Below are 25,260 nucleotides of genomic sequence, written 5' to 3'. Positions count from 1 at the left end.
TTCAAACTACGAAACGTTTAGTATAAAATACTATTCTAATCACGATCCTAATTTACTTCTTTTGAAGATTTTTCAAAACGAATAATTAGCAGCGATAAGGCATAAACAAATGCTGGCGCAGCCGTACGCATAGCGGCATGGTTAATTGTCAAAAACCAAAAGATAACAAAACACAATAAGAAAACATTAAACTTATATTCTAGATACAGAACAAAAGGGGTGACAATAAGAATCAATAATCCAATTACTCCCAACATCCCATGTTCTGCTAACATGCGGGTAATTTCGTTGTGGGACGCCGTAGTTTCTCCCGTTTCGGATTGCCTGATTTCGATTACTTTCCCAACACCGGCACCAAAAAAAGGATTGTCTAAAAAAATATCAATTTCTTCATCTGCTAAATTCTCCCTTCCAGTAAACTGACTCGTTTTTACTCGTCCAGAAGCATCTTGATTGGCATACCGCTTATTGATAAGCCCTCCAGTTTGAAAAGAAGTGTACATCCACACTCCTACAATTGCAAGAACAATAAGTATTAAACTATAATTTAATTTAACTCTTCCTGTTTCATTCGAATTAAAATACAGAAATGTTAAAAGAATAATAATCATCACGATACCTGTTATCATACCTCCTCTGGAAAAAGTAATAAAACCCCTGTAACTAATATTCAAGGCAAGGAATAAATTGAAAAAAACAATCAATTTTGTTTTGGATGCTAACAATACCCGTGAGAAAAAAATAAACATACCAAGCCCTAAAGCGGTTGATACTTGATTGGGTCCAAAACCTCCTGAAGTCTGAAAATTAGATTCTGTTCCTGTAATTACATCTTTTATAATGGGTGTATAAACAGTCAAATAGACCATGCAAGTAACAATAGGCAAACCCATATTGAGCAAGACACGATTCATCTGTTCTAAGGAAATACTTCGCCTAAAAGTGTATATGGAAGCAATCCCTAAACATAGCGGTCCCGAAATATTAAAGGCTATCCTAGTTCTAATATTGGTATCTAGATCTAAAGCAAAAGTAGCAATGACAAGGCCAGGGATTAATAAAAACAAAAACAGCCAGTACGAAATGGCTCCCCTTGAAAACCCACTGAAATACATTCCTAGGAGCAAAAAAAACAGCACTCCATATTTAGATATTTCATAAAGAGGATTTCCGCCAGTCATTCTCAAAAAAACCTCACTTCCTACTACATAAGCTGCAACAAGAAGGGCTTCATTATTTTTATTTCTGCTTTTAATGACAAAAATAGTCCCAAAAATAAAAATGGAATATCCGTATATCTTAGCGGTAAATGGCAATGCATACACCAAAAGTCCAATCAAAACATGAACAAGTAACAAACAGATATAGGAGATTTCCTCTTTTTTCATTTTAAATAGTTTCTAACCAATTTAAATAGTGTTTAATAATGATATTTTCTGAATTTCCCTCAACAACACTAGCATACAATGCATGACCAAAATTAACTTTAAGAGTATCATTTTGTACTAAAGTTAGCAGTGCGGTATAAAACAGGTCGACATTCTGGGCTGGAACTATAAAACCGTTTTTACCGTCGTGGACCAAAGCAGCTATTTCTCCGACGTTTGTAACGACTATTGGTTTCTTATGCCAGCCATATTCTAAAAGTGCAACGGGTAATCCTTCTGATTTTGAAGTTAGGACTGCAACTGTCGACTGATCCAAAATATTTTTTATATCATGTTTCGAGCCGTAAAGAAACACATTTTTTTCTAAATCAAACGCAACAATTAAATCCCTGATTCCCTTGGAATAATCATCTCCAAAATCCTTACCAATAAGATGAAAAGTCCAATTAGCATCATACCCTTTTAATTTCTTAGCAACTCTTAATAATGTGAAATGATCTTTCTGCTCTCTTAAATTAGCAACACAAACAATCCGTTTTCCTTCAATTCCCCTTAAAATTGTTTGCTCGAAAACAGTATTCTCTTCCGAAGGGAAGTTAGGCAGATAAATAGCATTCCTAATGTTGAGCCGCTCATCAGCCCAGTCTTTTAATTTTTGGTTCACGGCAATTATTCCACTAAAAAACGGAAGGATTATTCGTAAAATCCCTGATGGTCTTTTTGACAAAAACTCACTGTTTCCGTAATGGTCATGCCAAATTAACTTCAAAGAAGGCAACGTTAACTTTAGTAAAAAAGCAAGAAAAAAGGAAGAACTATGCGCATGAACAACCGTTACCTTATGCTGCAGCACATAATTTCTCAAGGCAAAAAGAGCTTTAAAATCAATTATTTTTTTCTTTTTGAGGTACAAATAGGATACTTTAGTATGAATCTGGGAACATAGCGCACCTTCTTTTCTAGTTACCACTAAACCTGAAAATGCTATATATTTACTCAAAGCGTTGGCATAATGTACTGCCATGCGCTCTGCACCTCCTGTCTCTAAACTATCTATTAATTGAATAATTCTCATGATTGAAGGAGTTTTTCAATTTCATTCTCAAATACATCTAAAGTATAGGTTCTGGACCAATCACTGCCCTTTTTAGACATCATTTGAAAACAACTTTCATCATCCAAAACCTTTTCCAATTGTCTGATATCATTTTCCAAATTCATTTCCAGCAGAATACCACTATTCCCATTATCCAACATAAACGGAACACAAGACACCGATGTTGCGACTGGCACACAACCCCAAAACATGCCTTCGGCAATTGCTTTGGCCGAACCTTCGCTTTCAGATGGCAAAACCACAAAATGACTGTTTTGATAGGCTTTTTTTATAATTTCCTGATTTTGATTGCCTTCCAATACAATTATTCCTTCTAATTTATGCTTCAAAATATAAGATTCCAATTGGGCTCGCTGAACCCCTTCTCCATAAATCCTTAACACAACATCGTATCCTTTTTGAAATAATTCTGCAACCAATTGAACTGCATACAACGGGTTTTTTCCTTGTACCAAAGTCCCAACAAAAACAAAAGTAATAGTGCCTTTTAATACTTTTGGCAGTAACGGCAATATATCGTGATTCGGATAAGTAGCCGTAAAAAAAGACTTTATATTTTTAGTCTGATTGGGCCATTCTCCATACACTAAAACCTGCATATTTCTGGTCAGGAAGGAATTACTTAAAATCCATTTCTGCAAACGATAACTCCAAGGCTGTTTTGATTTTGGATCCCAATTGCCGGCATATTTGGCGGTTTTCGGTGTACTCGGAAATAGCATTTGAATAAAACAACCCAATAAACCTATATTTCCTGGGCATCGCAAATGAATGTGATCTGCGGCTTTCATGGCTTTAAAAATTTGCCATAATACAAAAGGCGACTTAAGAACTGTCTTTATTACTCCTGACAAACCATTGATATTGAAACTGGAAACTTCTCGAAAATCAATTTTTTGTGTTACATAAGTTGAATCAATTGCGCTTAGTATTGAGTTATGTAATGGCGCTACAATTATTACCTCATCAACATATTTCAACCAAATATTCATTTCGCGCACATAGGGCGTATAAGCATAGTATTTCTGCTGTTCAAAAATGTGAGGAACATGTGTGATGATAACAAAAGTCATTGCTTTTTTATTTTGGGGCATTAAAAAATAAACTCCACCAACCTATTGTTCTACCAAAGGCTTCAGTAAAGGCTTCCTTCCGTTTTTTTGTTGTAAATATATTGCTAAATCGAATCAATGTCAAAAGTACCGTAATGGAATGCCACTTCATTTTAGCATCAAATGAAGGCTTCCTGTTTTTCATCCTCCAAACATACCAACCATTTCGTACCACCATTTTACCATATTGATATTGATTGGGTCTTCCTGATGGATCATGATAATGATTTAATTTTGCACTCGTGTTCAAATATAATTTACCCATTGTGGCTACTCGTATCGAAAAATCGGCGTCTTCATACAATCCATAACCCTCAAAATAGGTCGAAAACTGAAAGGACTCAAACACTTTTTTTCTAAAAGAGGAAACACCTCCCATCAATTGCTCCACTTGATAAACCTTTTCGCTTGGTGGCAAAAAGCCAACACTCCTTCCATGAGAAAACAAGGGAGAAAAACCAGGCAAACAATCACTGTCTAATCCTAATTTTTTTCTTAAAACAAATCGGCTACTGTCTTTTCTTTTCCATCCATCAAAATAAAACTCATTTATTTTAGGCTCATAATTCAGTCCGATATATTCCCATTTCGTCTCATTATGAATGTAACCGCCAACTCCTAACGCATTTGGATATACTTTGTAAGTATTGAATAATTGCTCAAAATAATCTTTTTCTAAAACGGTATCGTCATCTAAAAAACAGACTATTTCTATATCAGTCGCAACTCGCTCTATTCCATAATTTCTTTGCTTCGTCAATCCACGACATTCTTTTGGAACAAGGAAATAATTTAAATTTTTAAAAGTATTTTCTTCCAGAATAACTTCCGTTTCATCATTGGTAGAACCATCCACAATTAAAATTTCATCTGGATATAAAGTTTGACCCTGTACAGATTGCAATAACCGCAACAACGGATTTGGGCGCATATAAGTGCAAATGATTAGAGAAAACTTCATGGTTGCTTTTTTAATTTATTAGCCCAATATTCACTTTGTTCCCATTGCTTTCTATAATTTACAAAATATCGAAATGGATTTTTAATCCTTTGAAGTTGGTAAAATTTAAAAAATAAAGTCATTTTATAACCTAAAATTTGCTCTTTTGTTTGGTACAGCAACTTACATAATAAAACAGTTGGCGATGGTTTGGGCTGAATTAAATCATCCTGCCATTGCAACTTTGGTTTCGTACGAAAACCACCCATTGGGGCTTTAAAATGCAAAATTTCTGGAGAAGGCAAATACAGAATATCAATACCCTGATTACGGAGTTGCATTCCAAAATCAGCATCTTCTCCAAAACCAAATTCGTATTTTACATTGAATTTCATATTCTGAACTTCCCTTGCATTAATAATACTGCAACCCGAACCAAAAGTTGACCATTGAATTATTTTCTCGTAAACCTTTTTTTCATTTTCTTGTAAGCAACTAAAAGTAAACGCATTATTTTTATACTTAGAAATACCATCAAGCGCATTTCTAATAAAATAATTAGCAATACAAATATCATCATCAGCCATAAATACCCACTCACTTTCCACTTGGCTTAAAGCCAAATTCCTTGCATTACACGCCCCTGCCTGATGGATAAAACTATGCTTGATTATAAATGGCCATTTCTCGGTATGCAAATAATCTAATTCTGAAACACTACCTTCTTCTGGATTTTGCTCCACAATTATCACGTTTATAGGCAAATGCATCTGCTCAGACAAGTTTAATAATACGTCATACAAATACTTCTTTCTGCCAATCGTTGGAATAATAACATCAATTGTTGCCTTTTGCACCACATTCCGATTGGATTGAACGAGAATACTATCCAAAGAAATCAACAGTTTATTCCTGCTTTTAAAAAACAAAGCATAAATAAAAGCTACAACCGGAAATCGAAATTCATATACAACCAAGTTCAGTAACAGTAAAAACAACCAACGGGTTTTATAATGTTGTTTTACAAATTTAAAAAGATCAAAAACAGAAGCTTTTGAACTTTTTTCAATTGCTGTCTCAGTCAATAATTTGGGTTCTGAATAGCATAACAAGCCTAATGGCATACAAACCTTAGCAACCGAATTAAGATAGTAATCAAAATCATTGTCAGATTTGATTCTACCCTCTATTTTTAAAAGCAAAGAAGCATGGACCACTCCTACTAAACTACTCATTTGCCAGGTTGGATACGATACTTTTTTATTGATAGCAATGAATGGAGATTCTTCTATATAGCCAATTTTTCGTCCAAAATAAGCGCTGTCGCCCAGAGAATAAGATAGCATTATTTTATCATGATGAAAAAGGAATTCAATATGTTTTAAATTAATATACTCTTGACAAACCTCATCACACCAAACTATTTTTGATTTTGGAAATGCTGATGCCAGTTGTAATAGTCCGCTTGCAATAGCCCCACTCTTATCAAAAGATATCTTTTTATTCTCCGCAGAAACTACTTTAGAAATTCGATTATTTTTATGGTATACAACTATCAAAATTAAACTATTAGAGATTTATAAAATGCAATGTTTTCTATTGCTATTTTCTCAATATCAAATTTCGCCTTAATTCTTTCTCGGGCGTTTTTCCCTATTTGTATCATCAAATCTGTATTCTCAAAAACAGAATTTATTCTATTGGCAAACAACTGATGGTCTTTTGGATGAACCAAATAACCACTTTCACCATTAACAATCATTTCTTTTGCCCAGCCAATATTACTATTGACTACTGTTTTTTGCATCGCCATAGCTTCAATAGTGACCATCCCCAACGTTTCAGCAAAGGTGGGAAATACACAAACATGGGCTTTTTTTAGATGCTCAAGTACTGCTTGGTATGGAATTTTGCCTAAGTAAGAAACTTTTTCAAAATCATTGTCTTTGAATTCTTTATGCATTAATTCCCAAGTAGATTTAGACTGCGTTGCAATGTCAAACGAATCACTTCCAACTAAAACTAGAGAGGCTTCAGGATGTTTTTGCCTTACTAAATTAAAAATAGCGGGCAATTCGAGAACTCCTTTTTTCCGAATAATTGTCCCTATATAAAGAATTACCGTTTTGTCGAAGTTTTCAGGATTGGAGTTCTGGAAATAATGCAAATCCAATCCGTTATGGATGGTTTGTATGGTTTTATTTTTAATGTTAAATATTTTTTGGGAAAGCTGACCAGCAAAAGTAGTCGGGACTATAAATGCCTTCGCTTTTTGAATAGCTAATTTCTCAAACCAATAGTTTTTTAATTTCTGTTTTCTATTTTCTAGATGACAAAAATAAGCATCACTCCCGTGAAAACGAATCACCAACGGCACTTTCAGATTCATAAAAGCGGTAATTCCAGTCCAATCGGGTGCTTCAACCAAATCAATGTGCTCCGAAATAATTAATGCATTAAGATGATTTTGAATGTATTTTCGATGCAAATACCAACCCAATATTTTATATTTCTGTGCTTTTATCAAATGAAGTTTTACTCCTTCCTCTTCAAAATCAACAGTTTCATTTTGACCATAAACAAAAACGGATACCTTCACTCCTTTTTGAGTTAAAGCAATAGCCAAGTTTTTAATACTTGTACCAATACCGGCTGAATGAAGCACACGCAAAAGAGGGTATTCAGGAGTCAGAAAAGCAATGTGCATAATTATTTATTAAAAAAGTCTTTTATAATTCGGGCAGTAAACAATCGAGCGCCTGTGTCATTCATGTGTCCGCAAGACGAAAAATAGCGATCTTCTAACACCACGTTTTCATAATTGTGAATTTCAGGATACAGTTTTTTTACTTTATCAAAATAATCCAATCCTTTGGTATTGGTGCACATCGGTGTCATGATCGCAATAAAATTAATATTATTGGCTGCACAAATTTGCTTGATTTCTTGATAATACTTATTGGGTATGGGTTTCAAAGCGCGTATATCATTTTTCATATTCCCTTTTTTATTCCCTAAAGGATAATACCCTAGATTATCTAAATACTTAGTTGGTTGCTTTCTTGCTGTTTCATACATCTCCCTAAAACCTATTTTAGAGTCAAAAGCAACATAGCGGTAGAAAGGGATATAATACAATTGATTGAAATTTTTCTCCTTATAAAAATGCTCCCTAATAAGGTCAGATTGATGAATGTAAGGCAAAAATTTGGCCGCTATTCCATCTGCTTGATGCTCATTGGACAGATTCAAATCTGTTTCCAATATCAGGTTTTTTACAACATACTTCCGCTCTACCATCAGTTTCAGCATTAGCGAAGCTTCAAATAAATGGGAACCGCTCATGCCAAAATTAAAGGTTTTCAATCCTTTTTCCTCAAACATCGGAGCAACAAAATGATTGTTCGCTCTGGAGGAACCTAAAATCACCACATCATATTTTCTGGCTTTAGAATTATAAATGTAGTCTATTTTACCTCTGTTGGAAGAATTCAAATAAACAGCAGTGTATGTAAAGTCTAAGACAACAGCAATTAATACCGTTACTATTAGTGTTTTGAAAGCGAATACTATAAATTTTTTCATGCGTAACTTTATAATTATTGTTGTTTGTGAAATTGTAACAAAAGCATCATATTACAACTCCTACTGTCACTTCGTGCGCAGTAGAGACGATTTAACTTTTAAATGAGACTCAACTGCGCTTGATTAAACAATTCAAAACTGAAAATAAATAAATTCCTTATAATCGGAGTACGTTCCTAAAGCAACTACGGCCGCAATGCATAACGCTAATTTCAAACTACTGTATTTTCCTGAAATAGGCTCTACTTGTGTTCGGCTCTTCCATTCGACCAATACAAAGCCCAGAATCAAGAGAATTATTTCATAATTATAGCGTTCATTTTCTAGGTATTGAGACTGAAAACTTTGATTGGTAAAAATCCGGCCAATATAATCAAAAGCTTCCCCTATCGATTTTGCTCGGAAAAATATCCAAGCCAAACAGGTTAAAAGAAAAGTGCTGACCATGCTTAAAAAAACTTTGAACGAATCAAAATTCCAATACAATTGCACTGTTTCCATATTAGACCGATTCCTCTTTAAAAGCAATAGCGGTAAAAAATACAACGCATTGATAAACCCCCAAGCAATAAAAGTCCAGTTGGCCCCATGCCAAAATCCGCTCACTAGAAAAATGATAAAAGTATTGCGAATTTTCATACCCATACCTCCACTGCTTCCCCCTAGAGGAATATATAAATAATCCCGGAACCAGGACGAGAGTGAGATGTGCCAACGCCGCCAAAACTCAGCGATATCTCTGGAAAAATAAGGATAATTAAAATTACGCAGTAAATCAATTCCAAATAGCTTGGACATTCCCAAAGCCATGTCAGAATAACCCGAAAAATCACCATAAATCTGGAAAGCGAAATAGAAAGCACCCAACAGCAACGACAACGAATTCATCGATTCATAATTATCAAAAATCGCATTGGCATAGGTCGCACAAGTATCTGCAATTACCACTTTTTTGACCAATCCCCAAACAAACTGATACACCCCTTCTTTGGCTTTATCAAAATCAAACGTGCGTTTTACTTTTACCTGAGGCAATAAATGGGTCGCTCTTTCTATAGGTCCGGCAACCAGCAATGGAAAATAACTGACAAACAGAGAATAATCCACAAAGTTATATTCGGCTTTTATTCTTTTAAGATAAATATCAATCACATAGGACAATCCGTGAAACGTATAAAAGGAAATACCCACCGGCAGAATAACGTTAAGTAGTAAAGGACTTGTTTGTAATCCAAGGCCGTTCAATAACTCGGAAAAGGAATCCGCAAAAAAATTATAGTATTTAAAGACGCCTAAGAAACCTAAATTTATGGTAATAGTAAACCAAAACCATAATTTTCGACCCATTGCTGTCTTGGCTTTTTCAATGCGAATACCGGTATAATAATCTAAAAAAGTAGAGAAAACAAGCAAGAACAAAAAACGCCAATCCCAACAGGAATAAAAATAATAACTCGCGATAATAAGCACTGCATTTTGAGTGCTTTTGGTTTTATTAAAAACAAACCAATACAACACAAATACAATAGGCAGGAAAATGGCAAAGGAGAACGAATTAAAAAACATAATTGATTGTAAAAAATTGTAATCTATTTTATGCTGCAAAGAAAAGGATTATTCTTTATAAATAATGGTTTTAATCGACTTCCAGATTCGGGACGATGCTTCTTCCGGGGGATGTTGATTAATAATTTCGAACCATTGCTTTGCACTTTTAATGGACGATTGATCGCCCTTAATCACGTTTTCAATTATTCCAGCTATGGATTCAGGTTTATCAATCCAAAAAACAGCAGTTTCATTGGGCATTGAGCGAAAGTGGATGTAATTGTATATTTTTTCAACAGACCAATTTGGAAGTAGTGCGTTAGGAATATTATAATTAATAAAAGCACATGATTTATGATGAGCCACATAATCAAAAACCATGGAAGATCCTAAATTGATTACCATTTCAGTATGGGCGATAGTATTCATTTGCAAATCAATATCAGCTTGAGCAGGAAAAACAGTATTCCATTCCTTACCTACTTTTTCCCAAAGTGGTACAATAGCGGTGATCACGTCTTGATAATCATCTAATACTTTATCGAAACGGCTAGAAAAGTCAACAGGGCAACGTCGGAAAATAACGCCCAACAGATACCCTTTTTTATTCAATTCCCGTATGGTTATTGCAATATCTTCAAGGTATTTTGGGTCATTAGGACTTGTAGTAACATCATCCCCAGAATAACAAATGTATTTTTTATCTAAATCCAGTCTGTTTTGCTCAAAAAAAGCATCTCTGGAAAGCAATTTGCTTTGATCAAAATGAGATTCGAACTGTGGCGTTCCTGTAATAAAAATTTGTTCTTGCTTAAGATACGGATAATACAAAAGTAATTCCTGTTTCATGTGATCACTCCATACAAAGTAATAATCAGTTTCCACAACCATCGTCGCTTTGGGTATATTGTCCCATGAAAAAATGAATGTAGCCGTAGGAATCCCTAAATCCTGTGCTGCCAATAATGGTGCAATAGCAGTCATAGGGCGTTGATTCGTACAAAAAACAAATGCAGGTTGTTCCTTTTGCAAGGTTTCCATGCTTTGATGATAATACAAAGTCTTGCGTTCCTGGTTTTTTATTTGATTCCGAATGCGCTGCAAACCACTTTCGGTAGAATGGCTTACAACTAGGAATCGGGTAAATCCGCTTTTTAGTGCTTTCTTTATACCTTTATATTCAAACGGAAAGCGATACGAATCATATACAGAATCTTTCGTTCTAGTAATGCTTCTGTTTAACTCAATGTGCTTACGTGCATTTTTATATATTTCAGTAAGCGGATGTGATTTTGAATTTTGAATTTTTATTTCATCAAATCTCAAATCCTTTAAATCAAAAGGGGTAGCATTCCAATACTTAATAACAAAACCTGCATCAATGCCTAATTTATAAAAATCAGAGAAGGCAAAATTTTTCAATCCAATTCCATCTGGAAGCAATACAAAAATCTTTTTATTTGTCATTAAAATCTCTAAACTGTTTTTGGTGGTTCAGATTCCAAATATCGCTTTTTTTCAAAGAATCTAAAAACAAATGGGCACTATTTCCAATTCCAAAATCAGGATTCACATGTTTAATTTTATTTGTCTTGATAGAACGTAGCGCTTTAACGATGCTTTCTTTGTTATAATCTACATTGATTATAGCAGCATCAACGGTTCGATTAAGTTGACGCGTTCCAATATTAATAATAGGGATTCCATAATAAGGGGCTTCCCGAATTCCGGCACTGCTATTTCCTATTATAAATTGTGCATTCTTGAGTAACGTTAAAAAATATTCAAAGCGCAAAGAAGGAATGATTCGAAATCGAGAGCTCCCTTTTAACTGTTCATAGGCACTTAAAACCAATCGACTTCCTAAATCATTGTTGGGATAAACCACTACATAATTATGATTATCTTCTAATAATGCCGTTACAAATTGAATAGCATGCTGCTCCATCTGGTCTATTTCTGTAGTAACTGGATGAAACATAACAATAGCAAACACATCAAAATCTATTTGATAGTAACTTTTTGCCACAGCTAGTTCCGGTAATGTATCCGAGAACATAATATCAACATCTGGTGAACCAATAGTAAAAATAGATTCTTGAACCTCTCCCATTTGCAACAACCGTTTGGCCGCATCTGCATTAGAAACAAAATGTATATGACTCAGCTTACTCACACTATGCCGAATCAATTCATCTACCGTTCCGGAGAGTTCACCGCCTTCAATATGGGCAACCAAAATGTTATTTAAGGAACCCACAATAGCACCAGCCAAAGTTTCAACCCGGTCACCGTGAACCACAATCAAATCAGGGCTTACTTCTTTGCAATAGCTTGATAAGCCTTCAATGGTTTTAGCCAAGGTTAAATCCATCGTGGTTTCATGCGTATGATTCTCAAAAGTAGAAACATTCTTAAAATGACACCGTTCAATTTCTATCAGGGTGTATCCATAGGTTTCTTGCAAATGCATCCCGGTTACAAATACAAATACTTCAAAATCATCCTGATTTTCAAGAATGGTAATCAGTGATTTTATTTTACCAAAATCAGCTCGGGTTCCCGTCAGGAATACTATTTTTTTCATTATTATGCTGTCATGTCGAGCGCAGTCGAGATATTTTTAGTAATCCGTATTATTTATTAATGTGTATCCGTTGGGTGCAATTATCCAGAACTCAGTTCCAGTGTTTTTTTGTTTAGTAAAACGAAACAAAAAATGTATCGAGAACCACTTTTAATAGTAAGTACCCCCAATGGGTTAATGCGTTTTAATTTTTATTCAAATAAACTAGGACAAAGTCACCGTTACGCAAAATCGATCCAATCTAATTGTTCGTCATTAGCAATGGTTCGGGTAGCCACTTTACCGATTAAATCATTATAATGTTCTGCCAGAATCTTTCCGGTTCCAGGACGTTTAACCCAAATATTTTCTTTGGTAAGCTTGTCTCCTTTTTGTATTGGTTTAATCGCACAAACGGTAGCAAAAGCAAAATCTATAGTTACCTGTTCTTCTAAAGCGGGTTCCTTGACTCCACCGCGCATTTGCCACATTTCAGTGGAACTTAATAGTAAATCCTTTGTAGCTTGTTCATCCATACTGCATACAATATCTGGACCTGTCCGCTGCATGTGGTCTGTAAAATGGCGTTCCAGAATACTGGCACCCAAAGCTACTGCTCCCAAACAAGCATTGTTATTCAATGTATGATCCGATAAACCAAAAACTTTATCCGGAAAAGCGTGATGCATTTCCATCATGGCTCCAAATCGAACCAAATGAATTGGTGTGGGATATAAATTAGTAGTATGCAATAATGCAACAGGAATTTTATGTTTATCAAAAATAGCTATTGCTTTGCCAATACTTGCAATGGTGTTCATCCCGGTACTCAAAATAACCGGTTTACCAAATGATGCGATATGCTCTAATAATGGGTAGTTATTGCATTCGCCTGAGCCTATTTTATAAGCAGGAACATTAAATTTTTCCAATCTATTTGCTGCCGCTCGAGAAAAAGGAGTTGAAATAAAGATCATCCCTTTACTTTCCACATACTTTTTTAAGTCCAATTCGTCAGCTTCGTTCAACGAACAACGTTCCATAATTTCGTAAATAGAAACATCCGCATTACCCGGAATTACTTTTTTGGCAGCTCCAGACATTTCGTCTGCTACAATATGGGTTTGGTGCTTGACCACCTCAACACCCGCACTTTTTGCAGCATCAACCATTTCTTTGGCAACAGCCAATGAGCCCTCGTGATTAATTCCTATTTCAGCAATAACCAAGGGGGGATAATCAGGGCGTATTTTTCGTCCGGCAATTTCTATATAGGGGTTCATGAAATAAATTAGGAGTTAGGAGTTGTAAATTTTTGATAGAGATAGGCTGCATATTCCATATCTTCTTTCGTATCAATATCTACATGGGCAAAAATATGATTTACAAGATATGGAAATGCATTTTCAGTAATTATTTTATTTTCAATAATGGACTTTGCCTTTGTGATATACAGCAATCCGTTTTCAAAATAAAGCGGTTCTAAATCCTGGCTGCGTTGCCCAATTTCGTAATTAAATGGAACAAAGGTACCAGATGTAATTTTTCCGAATTTCTGATGGTTTTCAGTAACGGTAAACAAACTATCGACTTTTTCATTTTGGAATTTTTCAAGGCAATCTTTCAGCAAATTTGGCGGGCGCAACGGATTGGTGGGTTGCAACAATATCACATTTTCAACTTCAAAACCTATATTTCCTAGAACATGCTGAACAGCAGTAAGGGTAGGCTCTAGATCTCCCGAAAGATGATCCGGTCTATCAATGACTTTAGCCCCATAGGCCAATGCTATTTCTTTTATGGCGGGATCATCTGTAGAAACATAAACAGCATCAATAAAGGCATTATTCGCAACTGCATACTGTATCGAATGCACCAATAAAGGCAATCCTCCAAACAATTGAATGTTCTTTTCCGGGATCCGTTTTGATCCTCCACGGGCAGGAATGATGGCTATGTTTTTCATTTATTGCATCCTATTTTTTGCATTTTCAATAATTGTATTCATGCCTGAATTCCAGCTTTGAGTGGAATATAAAGTTTTTGGTATAACAATATCATTACCTTTTTTTTGATTTAAAAAATCTAAAATAGCCTCTTCCCATTCTTGTTGAAAATGAGGATTTTCAATCAACTTCCCTAACTTTCCGTGTTGCAAAACTTCTGGAATACCACCCAAGGCAGATGCAATACAATAACAGCCAGAATGTAATGCTTCGATTAAAGTTAAACCAAAACCTTCATGACATAAGGTGGGAAACAAATAACAATCTGCCATTTGATAATACTTCGGGAGTTCCTGGTTTTGAATTTTACCCAAAAAACGAACACCATCAATTGGGTTGCTGCGAGTTACTCCCACAACCAACAGAACTGTGTTTTGATCTGTTTTATGAATTTTTTTCCAAACATCTAAAATAAAATCTAATCCTTTTTTAGGAAAATCTTTAGAGCACCAAATAAATACTTTTTTATCTTTTAATTCTAATTCTTCTTTTAGAATTTGTTTTTGTTCGTTAGTTACTTTTTGAAATTTTGAAGTATCAATTCCATTATGCAATACAGAAAATCGTGTTGGCAAAACGGTATAATAATCTTTGTGCACCTTGTAACTATCATGGGTGAGTACTACCATTTCATCTATAGATTCAAAAAAACCTCTTCCTCTAAAATTTTCATGAAAAGGAGGAAATCCGTGATAAAAAAACTGAATTTGACAATTGTGTCGCAATCCGTTTTGCAGCAAAAATTTCTGTAATGGTTTTATAATCCCAAAATGATCAACAACTTGAATGATATACTTCTGATTCGTTTTTACGATTTTTTTTAAAGCGTCTAAATAGGCTAGGTACGGTTGTCTTAAAAATTTCTGCTTTATTTTTAAAATCTTACTATGCGAAAGAACCTCGTATTTTACGGTTTCAATACGTGATTCTGGCTCTTTGCAAATAATATAATCTATTTGATGATTTGCTTTCAAATAATTAAAGTACATCGTGGTCCAGCTTCCTGTATGAGCATACGGAAGAGGAAATTGTGATAAGAGAACTACTTTCGGCATTTGTTTTTTTGTAAAAATAGTATTTTCTAGACCGATTGCTTTTTTATTTTGAAAGAGATACTTTTTAAATCAGCACTAATTTTAAAAGTGTACGGCAATTGATGATAAAAAGAAATAATGTGCAACAACAGCATGTCATTTATTTCTTTTAAACTATAATAGTTTGGTACTTTTTTACCTATTGTTTTTTTTATTTTATACCTTATCGAATTTTGAAATGAATCTGCTACAAAACGAACTGATAAAATTCCGTTTTGAAATTGTGGTAATTCAACAAATAAAAAATGAGTTACACTTTCCTTTGTATTGTTTATAACAATGTGGTTATCGAAATCATTTAATTCATTAAAATCAGTTCCTGAAATGGTTTCTCCCCAGGTTTTAAAATTGGGTATTGTTACGCCCATATTTTGGTGGGTAATTAAATGTTGGTGGTTTAACTGAACAACCCCCTTCAATTGCAACTCCTTACTCAACACATCCGTTTCACCTTTTCGATAGCTTTTATGCCATTGGTGTAACAGTAAAATTTGATTATTGTAAAAGAGGCTTTCAATTCCAGTTCTAGTCAATCTGTTATGAATATCGATATCTTCGGCTCCCCAGAAATGAAAAAACTCATCAAATCCATGAATTCCCTTAACGGCTTGTAATGGAAATAATGAAAGTCCTTGAGCACCTATTTCACTAGAAAATGAAATTTGATATTCAGAAAACTTTTTTGTCACACTAGTTTCTGGTTCACTCAAAAAACCAACTTTAAAATAATAGCATCTAGCTGAATTGGCTAGATTGTTTAGAATAGCAATAAAATCATTTCTAAAAATAACATCAATATCTGCGACAAATACATACGGTGTTTGAACCCATTTCAAACCAATATTGATGGCTTTAGACCTAGACCAAGGTTGATGAAGAGTGTAACTATACTGATATGTTGCAAAACTATAACTCAAAACTAAGTTCTTAACCTCATCAGCAAACGGAATAGAAGAACCATAATCAACAAATAAAACTCTGAAATTTAGATTGTCTTGATGCACTAAGGAATCTAAAGATCGCTTAATTCTAGATAATTCTCTGTTGCGATAAGGGTAAACAATGGTTATCATTTCAAATAGTTTTTAGATTCTTCTTTGCTTAATCCTTTGCAGATTAAAAAATACGACATCATTTTTTTATTTAAAATAAATTTTCCAAAAAGTTTCGTTTTTAAATAATAAACCCACTTTGCATCAGGTTGATAAGGTACTAATTTAAAATCAAGAATCTGCTCTTGTTTTTCTAATTTTGAAACTTCATCATACATCCAATCTTCGATACTGTTCCCCATGTGGTACGTATAATTATCAAGAGTAGACAAACGCCAAAAACCTTTTTTTACCACAGGTAGATCTAAAATTTCGTCCTCACTATCCCCTCCCAATTTGTATTTTGAAAATCTACTTTCTAAATTATCGAAGACTTCCCCTCTGTAAGTGGCTATAAAATGTCCCGCTCCTACTACTGCTTTACTATCATTATGTGAAACCGTCAAATACTTTTGTAATTGAATCTCATTATAAAACGCTGCGTTCCCAACACTATCAGCAAACATTTTTAAGGCATCTCGATTTTCAACTTTAGAGAAATGTAGTCTTTTTGAAAAAAACAAATCCCAATATATATTTGCCGTATAGGTTCGTAAAGATCTTGAAGATGGTGTTGGACAAACAACACCTGTTTTAGGAAAAGCCTCAAAAACAGCATAAGTTGCTTTTTGCCAATCCTTTAAAAATAACACATCAGCATCTGTAACCGTAACCAAAGAAAAATCATGCCCCACAATTCCTTTTACAATTGCATTTAATTTGCCAATATTACTGGTATTGATAATTTCTTGAATTTCCCCATCTAAAAATAACTTGTTTAGATAAGCAATAACTACATCACAACTGCCATTATTTACAATAGTAATATATGTTTTTTTATGAATAGTTTTAAATAGTGAATCAATACATAATTTGAATATTTCAAAACTATCTTTAAAATAACCTTCTTCATTAGGTATATAAACAGGAACAACAACCTGATGAAAACAATCAGATTCTTGCTGAGGTTCGTCTTTATGTGGATTGAAGCCTACTCGCATCCTTAATTTACTATTTCCTCTCTAATATTCAAATTTCCTTTAAGTAAAGTATATCCTTTGCCTAAAAACAGGAGCAAAACAAAGCCAATACATAATCTCATTCTAGACATAATTTCGATTTTTTTTTGAAAAATTAAATCTAAAATATTTTTTTTATTTTGTTTTAGAATTTCAAATCTAGGATTGAATACACATAATTCATAAATAGTATCCGATATTCTAAAAGTCAAATATTCATTTATCAAATCTCTATCTTCGAAATATCTTTTATTATTAATTAATTTTCTGGCTTTAGAAAAAAAAATAATTTTTGAATCTAAACTTGATTTTTTATTTTGAAAATTTTGGGTAATGCTTTGATTTCCTCTTCTTACTGAAAAAAGAAAATCATCTGTATAAATGTATCTTGGATAATAAAGCAACATACGAAAATGAAAATCAGATTCGTGCGAATCTGCTAATGTCTCGTCAAACAAGTCTTTATTCAACAAATATTCTTTTCTCCATAAAGGAGCTCCTGTTAAAAAGTAATGATTTTTGACAAGATAACTTAATATTAAATTGCAACTCGGATTTCTATTAGCTTCATTTTTAGTAATTATTTCTAAATTTTCATAAAAAATCAAAGACTGGCAAACGCAAAAGTCCAATTTTATTTCTATTTTTAAAATTGTAACCTGTTTTTCTAAAAATTCAGGATGCATAATATCATCACTGTCAAACCATTTTATATACTCGCCTTTACTTAGTTCAAAACCATAATTTCTACAGGAATTAGCACCTTTGATTTTATCAATTGGTCTTTGATGGTATTGAAATCTATTATCTATTTTTATGTAATCAGTAATTATGGTAGCAGTATTATCATTGCTTCCATCATCAACAACGATACATTCCCAATTGGTGTAGGTTTGCGCTAAAACACTATCTAATGTTTCTCCAATTAAATATGCTCGATTGTAGGTTGGAATTATTATAGATACCAAAGGTTTATTCATTCTGTAAATATTTCACACCTAATTCCTTGTTCATATTTCTACTTTGGTTAATTAACCTTATTTTTTCCTTCAATACTTTTATTTGTTTTAAATACCCATAAGCATTAGTAAAGTTTAAACTTAATAAACTTTTAACAATCATTTTACTATTCTTTCTTATTTCTATTTTAATATTTTTCTGATCAAATTCTTTATTAATATCGGCATATTTAAAATATATACCTCTTAAATAATCAGAAAAATATCTTTCCGAGAACAATATAGGAATTGATTTTTTTGGTTTATGACTATCATGTCTAATATAAACAGAAGAAACAACTCCTATTTTAAAACCATGAAATTTAACCCTTTGACAATAATTATCATCTTCACCATAATGATAAAATAATGGATCAAACCCTCCCACTTTTTTTATTGTTTCAATAGGCAACAGCCAAGAAGCCGCTTGAACAAATGGAATTTCATAAATGTCTTTTTTAGCTACTTGAAGTAACAAATCCGTAACAAATTCTCTACTAAACCCTCCTATTAAAAATTTATAAAAATAATATTCTAATAACTTTCCTGAGTAATCTAACTGAATTGGGCTTAATATCGCGTAATCAGGATTTAGCTCAGAAACTTTTATCAATCCTTCTATTGTATCATAATCTAAAAAGGCATCTTGGTTTAATAAAAAAACATAATCAGCATTTTGCTCAAGAGCATAAGCCATCCCAATATTATTAGCTTTTCCAAATCCTAAATTCTCAGTTTGTTTAAACAATGTAATTTCGGGAAAATGTAGCTCAATGTATTCAACTGTCTCATCACTACTATTATTATCTATTATAACAATTTCTAAATTGGAAAGATTAGTTAAAACACTTTCTAAGCATTCATTTATCCATTTCATTCCATTGTAGGTAACAATTATTACAAAAACATTTTTCATTTCATTTTTACCTTTAAAAACCTAATAATATCACCTAACTCACTTACACTTTTAAATAATTTCCATTGCCTGTAAGGATGTAGTTGCCAAAATACATTTTTATACATAGATTTATATAAAATATTGATTTCATTTTCGAATTTAAATTGATTTATAAAAGTTGCTTGCTCTGAATGTAATCTAAAAGAAACTAAATCTTCTTCTATAAATCCAATTTTAAAATATTTCATTAGTCTATACCAATATTCAAAATCCAAAGTTTGTTTAAGTTCTTTATTAAAAAACCCAACTTTATCAAAACATTCTTTTTTTAATAATACAGCAGTTGGTTCTCCAATTTTATTTAATGGTTCCCGCATCAAATTATAATCTTTTAAGTATTCCTTCCCTTCAATTACAAATTTATTCACTTTTAACTTGTACCACTTATTATGCAAATTTTGATTTCTTGAAAGCCATTTCAAATGAACATCATTATTTGAGTCATAAATAATTTTTCTTTTGCAATAAACTAAACCAATGTTACTGTCTAAAACACTTAAATTAACCATTTTTTCGATACAGCCGCTTTCTAATACATCATCTTGAAAAAGAAATTTTATAAATTCACCATTCGCCTTTCTAACACAATTATTCCAATTTTCACCAATCCCTTGCGGTTTATGATTATAAATAATGTATGGAACATTAGTATCTGACATTAAAAATTTAATAATATCCAAAGTGTCATCTTTAGAGTTATCATCGGATATGATAATCTCAATATTTTTATACGTTTGAGATACAGCAGATACTATTGCCTCTTTAATATACTTACTACCATTGTAAGTTGGAATACATATTGAAACAAGTGGAAGGTTTTTAATCATTTGAATTATTATGTAATTTAAGTTTATTGCAGGCTTTTACCTTTAATATAATATGATCATCCATTAGTAGTACCTCAAAATTAGAATAGGTTTGATTAAAATGCTATGCAAACGTTGTACTAAATATTTCTCGTGGTTGTTACTGGGGACGATTACAGAAATTATAGGTTTAAAATTCATCTAGGTCATTTTTTAAATAAACGATTTAAAACTTGCATCAATTTATTTTTTTTTAATATTTCCAATAACTTATAACCTCTCGTATTTTTATATTTTAAAAATCTAGTTTCCATATTCGAGATTTGCATCGTCTTTTTAATAATTATACTTTTTAAAAGTAGTTGATAATCTTCCGTTGATAAAATATTCAAACCAATAAAATCTAAAGCTTTGACATAATTTTCCAACATAAACTCTTCGTCTCTAGTCATTCCGCTAGCATTCATTCTATAAAACACTAGAGCCTCATTAATAAATATAATTTGCGGATTGCATTTTAAAATACTAAGCCACATTATCCAATCTTCCTTTCCTTTTAATGTTTCTGGAAAAGCAAAATTTTCGAAATTTTGTTTGGAAAAAATGCCACAATGTATAGGAATAGTGAACTCAAAATCCCAATTATTTAAAACATTTGTAAAAGATATACTTGAAGAATCATAATAGTTTTTCAGCTCACAAAACTGTTTTACATCTTTTTCAAAGGTCTTAAAAGCGGTTACAATCAAAAAATTAGAATTTAACCGATCTTGTATTTTGATTTGTTGTATAGATTTTTGTAATTTTTCTTTATCTAAAACATCATCCGAATCTAAAAACTGTATACAATCACCTTTTGCAATATTTAAACCCGCATTCCTAGCACTACTCAGTCCACCGTTTTCTTTTTTTATATAAATAAATCGGGGATCTTTTGAAATCCATTTTTGGGCAACTTCTTCTGTGTTATCTGGGCTGCCATCATTGACAATAATACATTCCCAATTCGCATGAGTTTGCTCCAATACAGACTGCAAAGCCTCGTCCAAGTATTTCGCTTGGTTGTAACAGGGAACGATAATGGAAACTAATTCTTCCTGAATAACCATACTTGGTAAATTTCTAATTCTTCGCTATTGTTGGATTGTTGCATGCCGATCCGTTCCAATCCAATTGATTTAAAATTAGATTCTAAAAATAGATTTTCTAAATCATTTTCACTAATCCAATCTTCTATAGGTTGTCCTAGTTTTGAATTTTCTATCCATTTTAATTGTGCTTCTTTTCTAGGCGTAGTAATAATTACAAATCCGTTTTTAGTTAATAGTTTTGAAATATCCGCAACAAAATCTTTTTTTAATTCATCTATTATATGTTCTATTACTTCCGAAGAAACTATTAAATCAAATTCACCTTTACTAGCTTTTAATAAATCTTTAGATGTTCCTATAAAAAATTTGATGTTTGGAAAAATTTTTCTTGCATGTTCTATAACTTTTCCGACAGGTTCTATTCCTACTATTTCTCCAAATTGACTTAATAGATTGGTTAACCAACCTCTACCACAACCTAAATCTAATATTTTTGGGTTTTCAATTCCTTCAAAAACTTTATTGGTGCTAATTATTTTTTTAATGCTTTCCCATCTTTTATTTTCATCGTAATTTGGATTAACATTATTCCACTTTTCATTTTTCACAAAAAGATTTTCATAATATTCTTCTTCAGATAATTCCTCCTCTTTTGTAGGTTTGCTTTTATCGAATATATTTTTGATTATTCTTAAAAATTTAAAAACTAGTTTTGAATATTCCATTTTACTTTATTAAAAATTATTTTATTCATATTTTTATTTATTTTATAAAATTGTTGATTTGAGCTTTTTAAATCTACTTTGAAAAATATTTTTTCTTCTATTTTTTCTTTGTCAACATAGCCATCGCCTATAAATACATCTAATTTATAATCTCCAGGAAATAGATTAAAATTTTCTATTTCAACGGAAACAATACCTTTTTTAATCTCATCTTTATTAATTCTAGAATCTAAATAATGTTTATTATTTACCGCCATTATTGGAGTATTTTCTTTGTTATTAATTAAAAGGCCAACTACTAAGTCTTGAAAAGGAAATTCAGTGTCAAACTTTATAAAAACTTTAAAACTAGAATTCCATTCAATTTCAGTATTTGAAAAATATACTTCTTTAATAATTCCGTTTCCTTTGTAAAAAGGTTGCAAGTCTTCATTTAGGTCTATGTAATATAAATTTATAGCTGTTTCAATATCTCCAACATAGTTTACTTTCCCATGCTCAAGCACAATCCCCCTAGTACACAAACTCTTTACCGCCGCCATATTATGACTCACAAACAACACCGTTCTACCGCCTTGTCTTGAAATATCCTGCATTTTCCCCAAAGCTTTCTTCTGAAACTCAGCATCGCCCACAGCCAAAACCTCATCAATGATAAGAATTTCAGGTTCTAAAAATGCCGCTACGGCAAAAGCCAATCGCACTGTCATTCCGGAACTGTAGCGTTTTACCGGCGTGTCAATATAGCGTTCGCATCCCGAAAAATCAATGATTTCATCCAATTTTGCAGTAATCTCTTTCTTGGTCATTCCCAGAATGGCACCGTTCAAAAAAATATTTTCCCGTCCCGTCAACTCGGGATGAAAACCCGTTCCCACTTCAAGCAAAGAAGCAATCCTCCCTCTTGATTTAATACTTCCCGTGGTAGGCGCTGCCACTTTAGACAGAATTTTAAGCAAAGTCGATTTTCCAGCCCCGTTTTTCCCTATAATGCCAATGACCTCTCCGCGCTCCACTTCAAAGTTGATATCCTGCAAAGCCCAGACATAATCACTCTCCCCCTTGGTACTGCGGTCATTAGTATCGCCTATTTTAAGGTAAGGATCCTCCTTCCCTCTCAGTTTATGCCACCATCGGTTCAAATCATGACTGATGGTACCAGTACCTACCTGCCCCAAACGATATTGTTTGGAGATATTTTCAGCTTTTAAAATAATGTCTTTCATAATAGGTGAGTGGTGAATCGTAAGAAGTGAAAAGGTGTTAGCGAGATGAAATTCGTTAGCATTGAAATGATATTAGTTAGTAGTTTTTAGTGAGATGTAAAACGATAGTATTGAAAAACGGGATTTTGTTACCCAGTTCTATTCACTTTTTACTACTCATACTTCTCTTCTGACTTTTCACTCTTTTACTTTTCACTCTTTCTTTCTAAATAATTTCTAAATCCTAAAAGTAATTTTTTAACATCATTAATTTGATTCTCAATATTTTCCTCTTTACTAGTATAATTTATTCTCACAGCTATTGTATATTGTGTGTCTAACTCTGAAAGTGAGCCCAAGGCAATATGAAGGAAATGAATTAATTCCTTATCTCCTTTTCTTGCGGACCCTTCAGCAATATTAGATGGAATTGAAACTGCAGATCTTCGCATTTGACTCGTCAAACCAAATTTTTCCGAATCTGGAAATGTTTGAGTCAACTTATAAATAGTCTCCACCAAATCCATGCTTTTCTTCCAAACCTCCAAATCTTTATGATCCATATCTTTTTATATTTAATGAATTTTTTCGCAAACAGTCCGTATAAACTATCCATTCACTTCCTCACCCTTCACTTCTCACTTCCTTACTTTCTCACCTCCTCACCTCCTCACTTCCTCACCTTCTCACCCTTCACTTCTCACTTTCTCACCCTTCACTTCTCACTTCTCACTTCCTCACTTCTCACTTTCTCACTTCTAACTTCCTCACCTTCTCACCCTTCACTTCTCACTTCTCACTTCTCACTTTCTCACTTCCTTACTAAACCGTATCTATAAATGTTTTTTCTGTTTTATTAAAAATCAGCAATCCTATAAAAAAAACGGCTATGGTTACAACACCAACATATAGAAAAGAACCAACCGAAAAACTTCCGGTGTTCAACAACATATATCGGGATATTTCAATAACATACGCCATCGGATTATAGTCAATAATCCACGAATAATCAGGCATCTTTTCTTGTATCAATGCCAATGGGTAATTCACTGCCGAAATATACATCAGCAATTGTATCCCAAAAGTCACTAAATACGTCAAGTCCCTGTATTTAGTGACCATCGAAGAAATAATCATTCCAAGACCCAATCCCAACAAACCCATCAAGACTACTAAAACCGGAAAAAAAAGGAGCGTAAAATTGGGCGATAAGGACTCGCCCGATACTATAAAATAAATATAAAAGGCTATAAAAATAAGCAGCTGCAATCCAAACTTAATCAGGTTGGAGAGCACTATAGATAATGGCATGATAATTCTTGGAAAATAAACTTTTCCAAACAACCCGGCATTGGCTTTAAAAGTGTCTGAGGTAGCCAACAAACAGGAGGAAAAATAATTCCAAACAGTAATACTGGCCAAATTAAACAAAAATGGAGGAACACTACCAGTAGCTATACCTGCAACCGTGTTAAAAATAATCGTAAAAATAATGGATGTAAACAGCGGTTGGATAAAATACCAGAGCGGCCCTAAAACGGTTTGTTTGTAAACCGTTACAATATCTCTTTTAACAAAAAGTAGCAACAAGTCCCTATACTGCCATACCTCAGTAAGATTCAGGGAAAAGAATTTATTTTTAGGTGTTATTTCAAACAACCAAGGCGCAGCGCCATTTTTTGAATTATTCATTGTTTCAGGATGCTTATGTAGAAATAAAAATGTCGCAAGCCGACCCTAATTTTCTTTCTACAACGGTGGTATTATCAAACAAATATAGCAATTTGCTATAGAATTAAGCCATAGTATATAATTATTAAAATGTATAATAAAATGCATTTTAATAATAGGATAGAAAAGAAAACAGATCTAAATCCGTTACAACCATCAGGTCAATAAGAAAGTTATTCCAAAGTAAAAATACTGATTACAGATTACAGACTTGATGCTAATCCTTAAAAAATGAAATCTGTAAAAACAGTCCACCACTGAAATCGTAAAAATAACTTTT

23 protein-coding genes are annotated in these 25,260 nt (G+C 32.9%); all 23 read right to left on the bottom strand.

Annotation, left to right across the window (positions count from 1 at the left end):
- Window positions 1-47: 47 nt before the first annotated feature.
- Window positions 48-1,388, bottom strand: a complete 1,341-nt coding sequence (locus AC0J6S_RS07950) for an O-antigen ligase family protein (protein ID WP_474956205.1) — start codon at window positions 1,386-1,388, stop codon at window positions 48-50.
- Window position 1,389: 1 nt separating this feature from the next.
- A complete protein-coding gene (locus tag AC0J6S_RS07945) occupies window positions 1,390-2,463 on the bottom strand; it encodes a glycosyltransferase (RefSeq protein WP_474956204.1) in 1,074 nt (357 codons plus the stop codon).
- On the bottom strand, window positions 2,460-3,578 hold the full coding sequence (locus tag AC0J6S_RS07940) for a glycosyltransferase family 4 protein (RefSeq protein ID WP_474956203.1): 1,119 nt from the start codon (window positions 3,576-3,578) through the stop codon (window positions 2,460-2,462). Before AC0J6S_RS07940 ends, AC0J6S_RS07945 begins: the two co-directional genes overlap by 4 nt.
- 7 nt (window positions 3,579-3,585) lie before the next feature.
- A complete protein-coding gene (locus tag AC0J6S_RS07935) occupies window positions 3,586-4,578 on the bottom strand; it encodes a glycosyltransferase family 2 protein (RefSeq protein ID WP_474956202.1) in 993 nt (330 codons plus the stop codon).
- Window positions 4,575-6,116, bottom strand: coding sequence for a glycosyltransferase family 2 protein (locus tag AC0J6S_RS07930; protein ID WP_474956201.1), 1,542 nt, complete (start codon window positions 6,114-6,116; stop codon window positions 4,575-4,577). Before AC0J6S_RS07930 ends, AC0J6S_RS07935 begins: the two co-directional genes overlap by 4 nt.
- Window positions 6,117-6,118: 2 nt before the next feature.
- A complete protein-coding gene (locus AC0J6S_RS07925) occupies window positions 6,119-7,264 on the bottom strand; it encodes a glycosyltransferase family 4 protein (RefSeq protein ID WP_474956200.1) in 1,146 nt (381 codons plus the stop codon).
- 2 nt (window positions 7,265-7,266) lie between these two features.
- Window positions 7,267-8,142 carry a hypothetical protein gene (locus AC0J6S_RS07920; RefSeq protein ID WP_474956199.1) on the bottom strand — a complete coding sequence of 292 codons (876 nt, stop codon included), beginning with the start codon at window positions 8,140-8,142 and terminating at the stop codon, window positions 7,267-7,269.
- Window positions 8,143-8,274: 132 nt separating this feature from the next.
- Complete coding sequence (locus AC0J6S_RS07915) at window positions 8,275-9,708, bottom strand: MBOAT family O-acyltransferase (protein WP_474956198.1); 1,434 nt, start codon at window positions 9,706-9,708, stop codon at window positions 8,275-8,277.
- A gap of 48 nt (window positions 9,709-9,756) precedes the next feature.
- On the bottom strand, window positions 9,757-11,157 hold the full coding sequence (locus tag AC0J6S_RS07910) for a glycosyltransferase family protein (protein WP_474956197.1): 1,401 nt from the start codon (window positions 11,155-11,157) through the stop codon (window positions 9,757-9,759).
- A complete protein-coding gene (neuC, locus tag AC0J6S_RS07905) occupies window positions 11,147-12,277 on the bottom strand; it encodes a UDP-N-acetylglucosamine 2-epimerase (RefSeq protein ID WP_474956196.1) in 1,131 nt (376 codons plus the stop codon). Before neuC ends, AC0J6S_RS07910 begins: the two co-directional genes overlap by 11 nt.
- Before the next feature lie 221 nt (window positions 12,278-12,498).
- Entirely contained in the window at window positions 12,499-13,539 is a 1,041-nt protein-coding gene (locus tag AC0J6S_RS07900; protein WP_474956195.1) for an N-acetylneuraminate synthase family protein, read from the bottom strand.
- A gap of 8 nt (window positions 13,540-13,547) precedes the next feature.
- Window positions 13,548-14,222, bottom strand: a complete 675-nt coding sequence (locus AC0J6S_RS07895) for an acylneuraminate cytidylyltransferase family protein (protein ID WP_474956194.1) — start codon at window positions 14,220-14,222, stop codon at window positions 13,548-13,550.
- Window positions 14,223-15,317 (bottom strand): glycosyltransferase family 4 protein, encoded by a 1,095-nt coding sequence (locus AC0J6S_RS07890; RefSeq protein WP_474956193.1) that lies wholly within the window; start codon window positions 15,315-15,317, stop codon window positions 14,223-14,225.
- A 26-nt stretch (window positions 15,318-15,343) separates the two neighbouring features.
- Window positions 15,344-16,429: a glycosyltransferase family 2 protein gene (locus AC0J6S_RS07885; protein WP_474956192.1), complete on the bottom strand. Its 1,086-nt coding sequence runs from the start codon at window positions 16,427-16,429 to the stop codon at window positions 15,344-15,346.
- Window positions 16,426-17,448, bottom strand: a complete 1,023-nt coding sequence (locus AC0J6S_RS07880) for a glycosyltransferase family A protein (RefSeq protein WP_474956191.1) — start codon at window positions 17,446-17,448, stop codon at window positions 16,426-16,428. Before AC0J6S_RS07880 ends, AC0J6S_RS07885 begins: the two co-directional genes overlap by 4 nt.
- A 2-nt stretch (window positions 17,449-17,450) precedes the next feature.
- Window positions 17,451-18,446, bottom strand: a complete 996-nt coding sequence (locus AC0J6S_RS07875) for a glycosyltransferase family 2 protein (RefSeq protein ID WP_474956190.1) — start codon at window positions 18,444-18,446, stop codon at window positions 17,451-17,453.
- Window positions 18,439-19,380, bottom strand: a complete 942-nt coding sequence (locus AC0J6S_RS07870; protein ID WP_474956189.1) for a glycosyltransferase family 2 protein — start codon at window positions 19,378-19,380, stop codon at window positions 18,439-18,441. Before AC0J6S_RS07870 ends, AC0J6S_RS07875 begins: the two co-directional genes overlap by 8 nt.
- Window positions 19,377-20,249, bottom strand: coding sequence for a glycosyltransferase family 2 protein (locus AC0J6S_RS07865; RefSeq protein ID WP_474956188.1), 873 nt, complete (start codon window positions 20,247-20,249; stop codon window positions 19,377-19,379). The genes AC0J6S_RS07870 and AC0J6S_RS07865 overlap by 4 nt, the downstream gene beginning before the upstream one ends.
- Before the next feature lie 185 nt (window positions 20,250-20,434).
- A complete protein-coding gene (locus AC0J6S_RS07860) occupies window positions 20,435-21,337 on the bottom strand; it encodes a glycosyltransferase family 2 protein (protein WP_474956187.1) in 903 nt (300 codons plus the stop codon).
- Window positions 21,316-22,044: a class I SAM-dependent methyltransferase gene (locus tag AC0J6S_RS07855; RefSeq protein ID WP_474956186.1), complete on the bottom strand. Its 729-nt coding sequence runs from the start codon at window positions 22,042-22,044 to the stop codon at window positions 21,316-21,318. The genes AC0J6S_RS07860 and AC0J6S_RS07855 overlap by 22 nt, the downstream gene beginning before the upstream one ends.
- Window positions 22,026-23,270 (bottom strand): ABC transporter ATP-binding protein, encoded by a 1,245-nt coding sequence (locus AC0J6S_RS07850; protein ID WP_474956185.1) that lies wholly within the window; start codon window positions 23,268-23,270, stop codon window positions 22,026-22,028. The genes AC0J6S_RS07855 and AC0J6S_RS07850 overlap by 19 nt, the downstream gene beginning before the upstream one ends.
- Window positions 23,271-23,455: 185 nt before the next feature.
- Window positions 23,456-23,812, bottom strand: coding sequence for a four helix bundle protein (locus AC0J6S_RS07845; RefSeq protein ID WP_474956184.1), 357 nt, complete (start codon window positions 23,810-23,812; stop codon window positions 23,456-23,458).
- A gap of 259 nt (window positions 23,813-24,071) precedes the next feature.
- On the bottom strand, window positions 24,072-24,941 hold the full coding sequence (locus AC0J6S_RS07840) for an ABC transporter permease (protein WP_474956183.1): 870 nt from the start codon (window positions 24,939-24,941) through the stop codon (window positions 24,072-24,074).
- Window positions 24,942-25,260: the final 319 nt, after the last annotated feature.

This window comes from Flavobacterium sp. TS_SC_5, assembly GCF_056156265.1.
The sequence above is the reverse complement of the archived record's forward strand: the minus strand, read 5'-3'. Positions and strand labels throughout refer to the sequence as shown.

Bases quoted from the DNA above. Each gene is read 5' to 3' on its own strand.
- AC0J6S_RS07950 (WP_474956205.1), bottom strand. From the start codon at position 1,388: ATGAAAAAAGAGGAAATCTCCTATATCTGTTTGTTACTTGTTCATGTT.
- AC0J6S_RS07945 (WP_474956204.1), bottom strand. From the start codon at position 2,463: ATGAGAATTATTCAATTAATAGATAGTTTAGAGACAGGAGGTGCAGAG.
- AC0J6S_RS07940 (WP_474956203.1), bottom strand. From the start codon at position 3,578: ATGACTTTTGTTATCATCACACATGTTCCTCACATTTTTGAACAGCAG.
- AC0J6S_RS07935 (WP_474956202.1), bottom strand. From the start codon at position 4,578: ATGAAGTTTTCTCTAATCATTTGCACTTATATGCGCCCAAATCCGTTG.
- AC0J6S_RS07925 (WP_474956200.1), bottom strand. From the start codon at position 7,264: ATGCACATTGCTTTTCTGACTCCTGAATACCCTCTTTTGCGTGTGCTT.
- AC0J6S_RS07920 (WP_474956199.1), bottom strand. From the start codon at position 8,142: ATGAAAAAATTTATAGTATTCGCTTTCAAAACACTAATAGTAACGGTA.
- AC0J6S_RS07915 (WP_474956198.1), bottom strand. From the start codon at position 9,708: ATGTTTTTTAATTCGTTCTCCTTTGCCATTTTCCTGCCTATTGTATTT.
- AC0J6S_RS07910 (WP_474956197.1), bottom strand. From the start codon at position 11,157: ATGACAAATAAAAAGATTTTTGTATTGCTTCCAGATGGAATTGGATTG.
- neuC (WP_474956196.1), bottom strand. From the start codon at position 12,277: ATGAAAAAAATAGTATTCCTGACGGGAACCCGAGCTGATTTTGGTAAA.
- AC0J6S_RS07900 (WP_474956195.1), bottom strand. From the start codon at position 13,539: ATGAACCCCTATATAGAAATTGCCGGACGAAAAATACGCCCTGATTAT.
- AC0J6S_RS07895 (WP_474956194.1), bottom strand. From the start codon at position 14,222: ATGAAAAACATAGCCATCATTCCTGCCCGTGGAGGATCAAAACGGATC.
- AC0J6S_RS07890 (WP_474956193.1), bottom strand. From the start codon at position 15,317: ATGCCGAAAGTAGTTCTCTTATCACAATTTCCTCTTCCGTATGCTCAT.
- AC0J6S_RS07885 (WP_474956192.1), bottom strand. From the start codon at position 16,429: ATGATAACCATTGTTTACCCTTATCGCAACAGAGAATTATCTAGAATT.
- AC0J6S_RS07880 (WP_474956191.1), bottom strand. From the start codon at position 17,448: ATGCGAGTAGGCTTCAATCCACATAAAGACGAACCTCAGCAAGAATCT.
- AC0J6S_RS07875 (WP_474956190.1), bottom strand. From the start codon at position 18,446: ATGAATAAACCTTTGGTATCTATAATAATTCCAACCTACAATCGAGCA.
- AC0J6S_RS07870 (WP_474956189.1), bottom strand. From the start codon at position 19,380: ATGAAAAATGTTTTTGTAATAATTGTTACCTACAATGGAATGAAATGG.
- AC0J6S_RS07865 (WP_474956188.1), bottom strand. From the start codon at position 20,249: ATGATTAAAAACCTTCCACTTGTTTCAATATGTATTCCAACTTACAAT.
- AC0J6S_RS07860 (WP_474956187.1), bottom strand. From the start codon at position 21,337: ATGGTTATTCAGGAAGAATTAGTTTCCATTATCGTTCCCTGTTACAAC.
- AC0J6S_RS07855 (WP_474956186.1), bottom strand. From the start codon at position 22,044: ATGGAATATTCAAAACTAGTTTTTAAATTTTTAAGAATAATCAAAAAT.
- AC0J6S_RS07850 (WP_474956185.1), bottom strand. From the start codon at position 23,270: ATGAAAGACATTATTTTAAAAGCTGAAAATATCTCCAAACAATATCGT.
- AC0J6S_RS07845 (WP_474956184.1), bottom strand. From the start codon at position 23,812: ATGGATCATAAAGATTTGGAGGTTTGGAAGAAAAGCATGGATTTGGTG.
- AC0J6S_RS07840 (WP_474956183.1), bottom strand. From the start codon at position 24,941: ATGAATAATTCAAAAAATGGCGCTGCGCCTTGGTTGTTTGAAATAACA.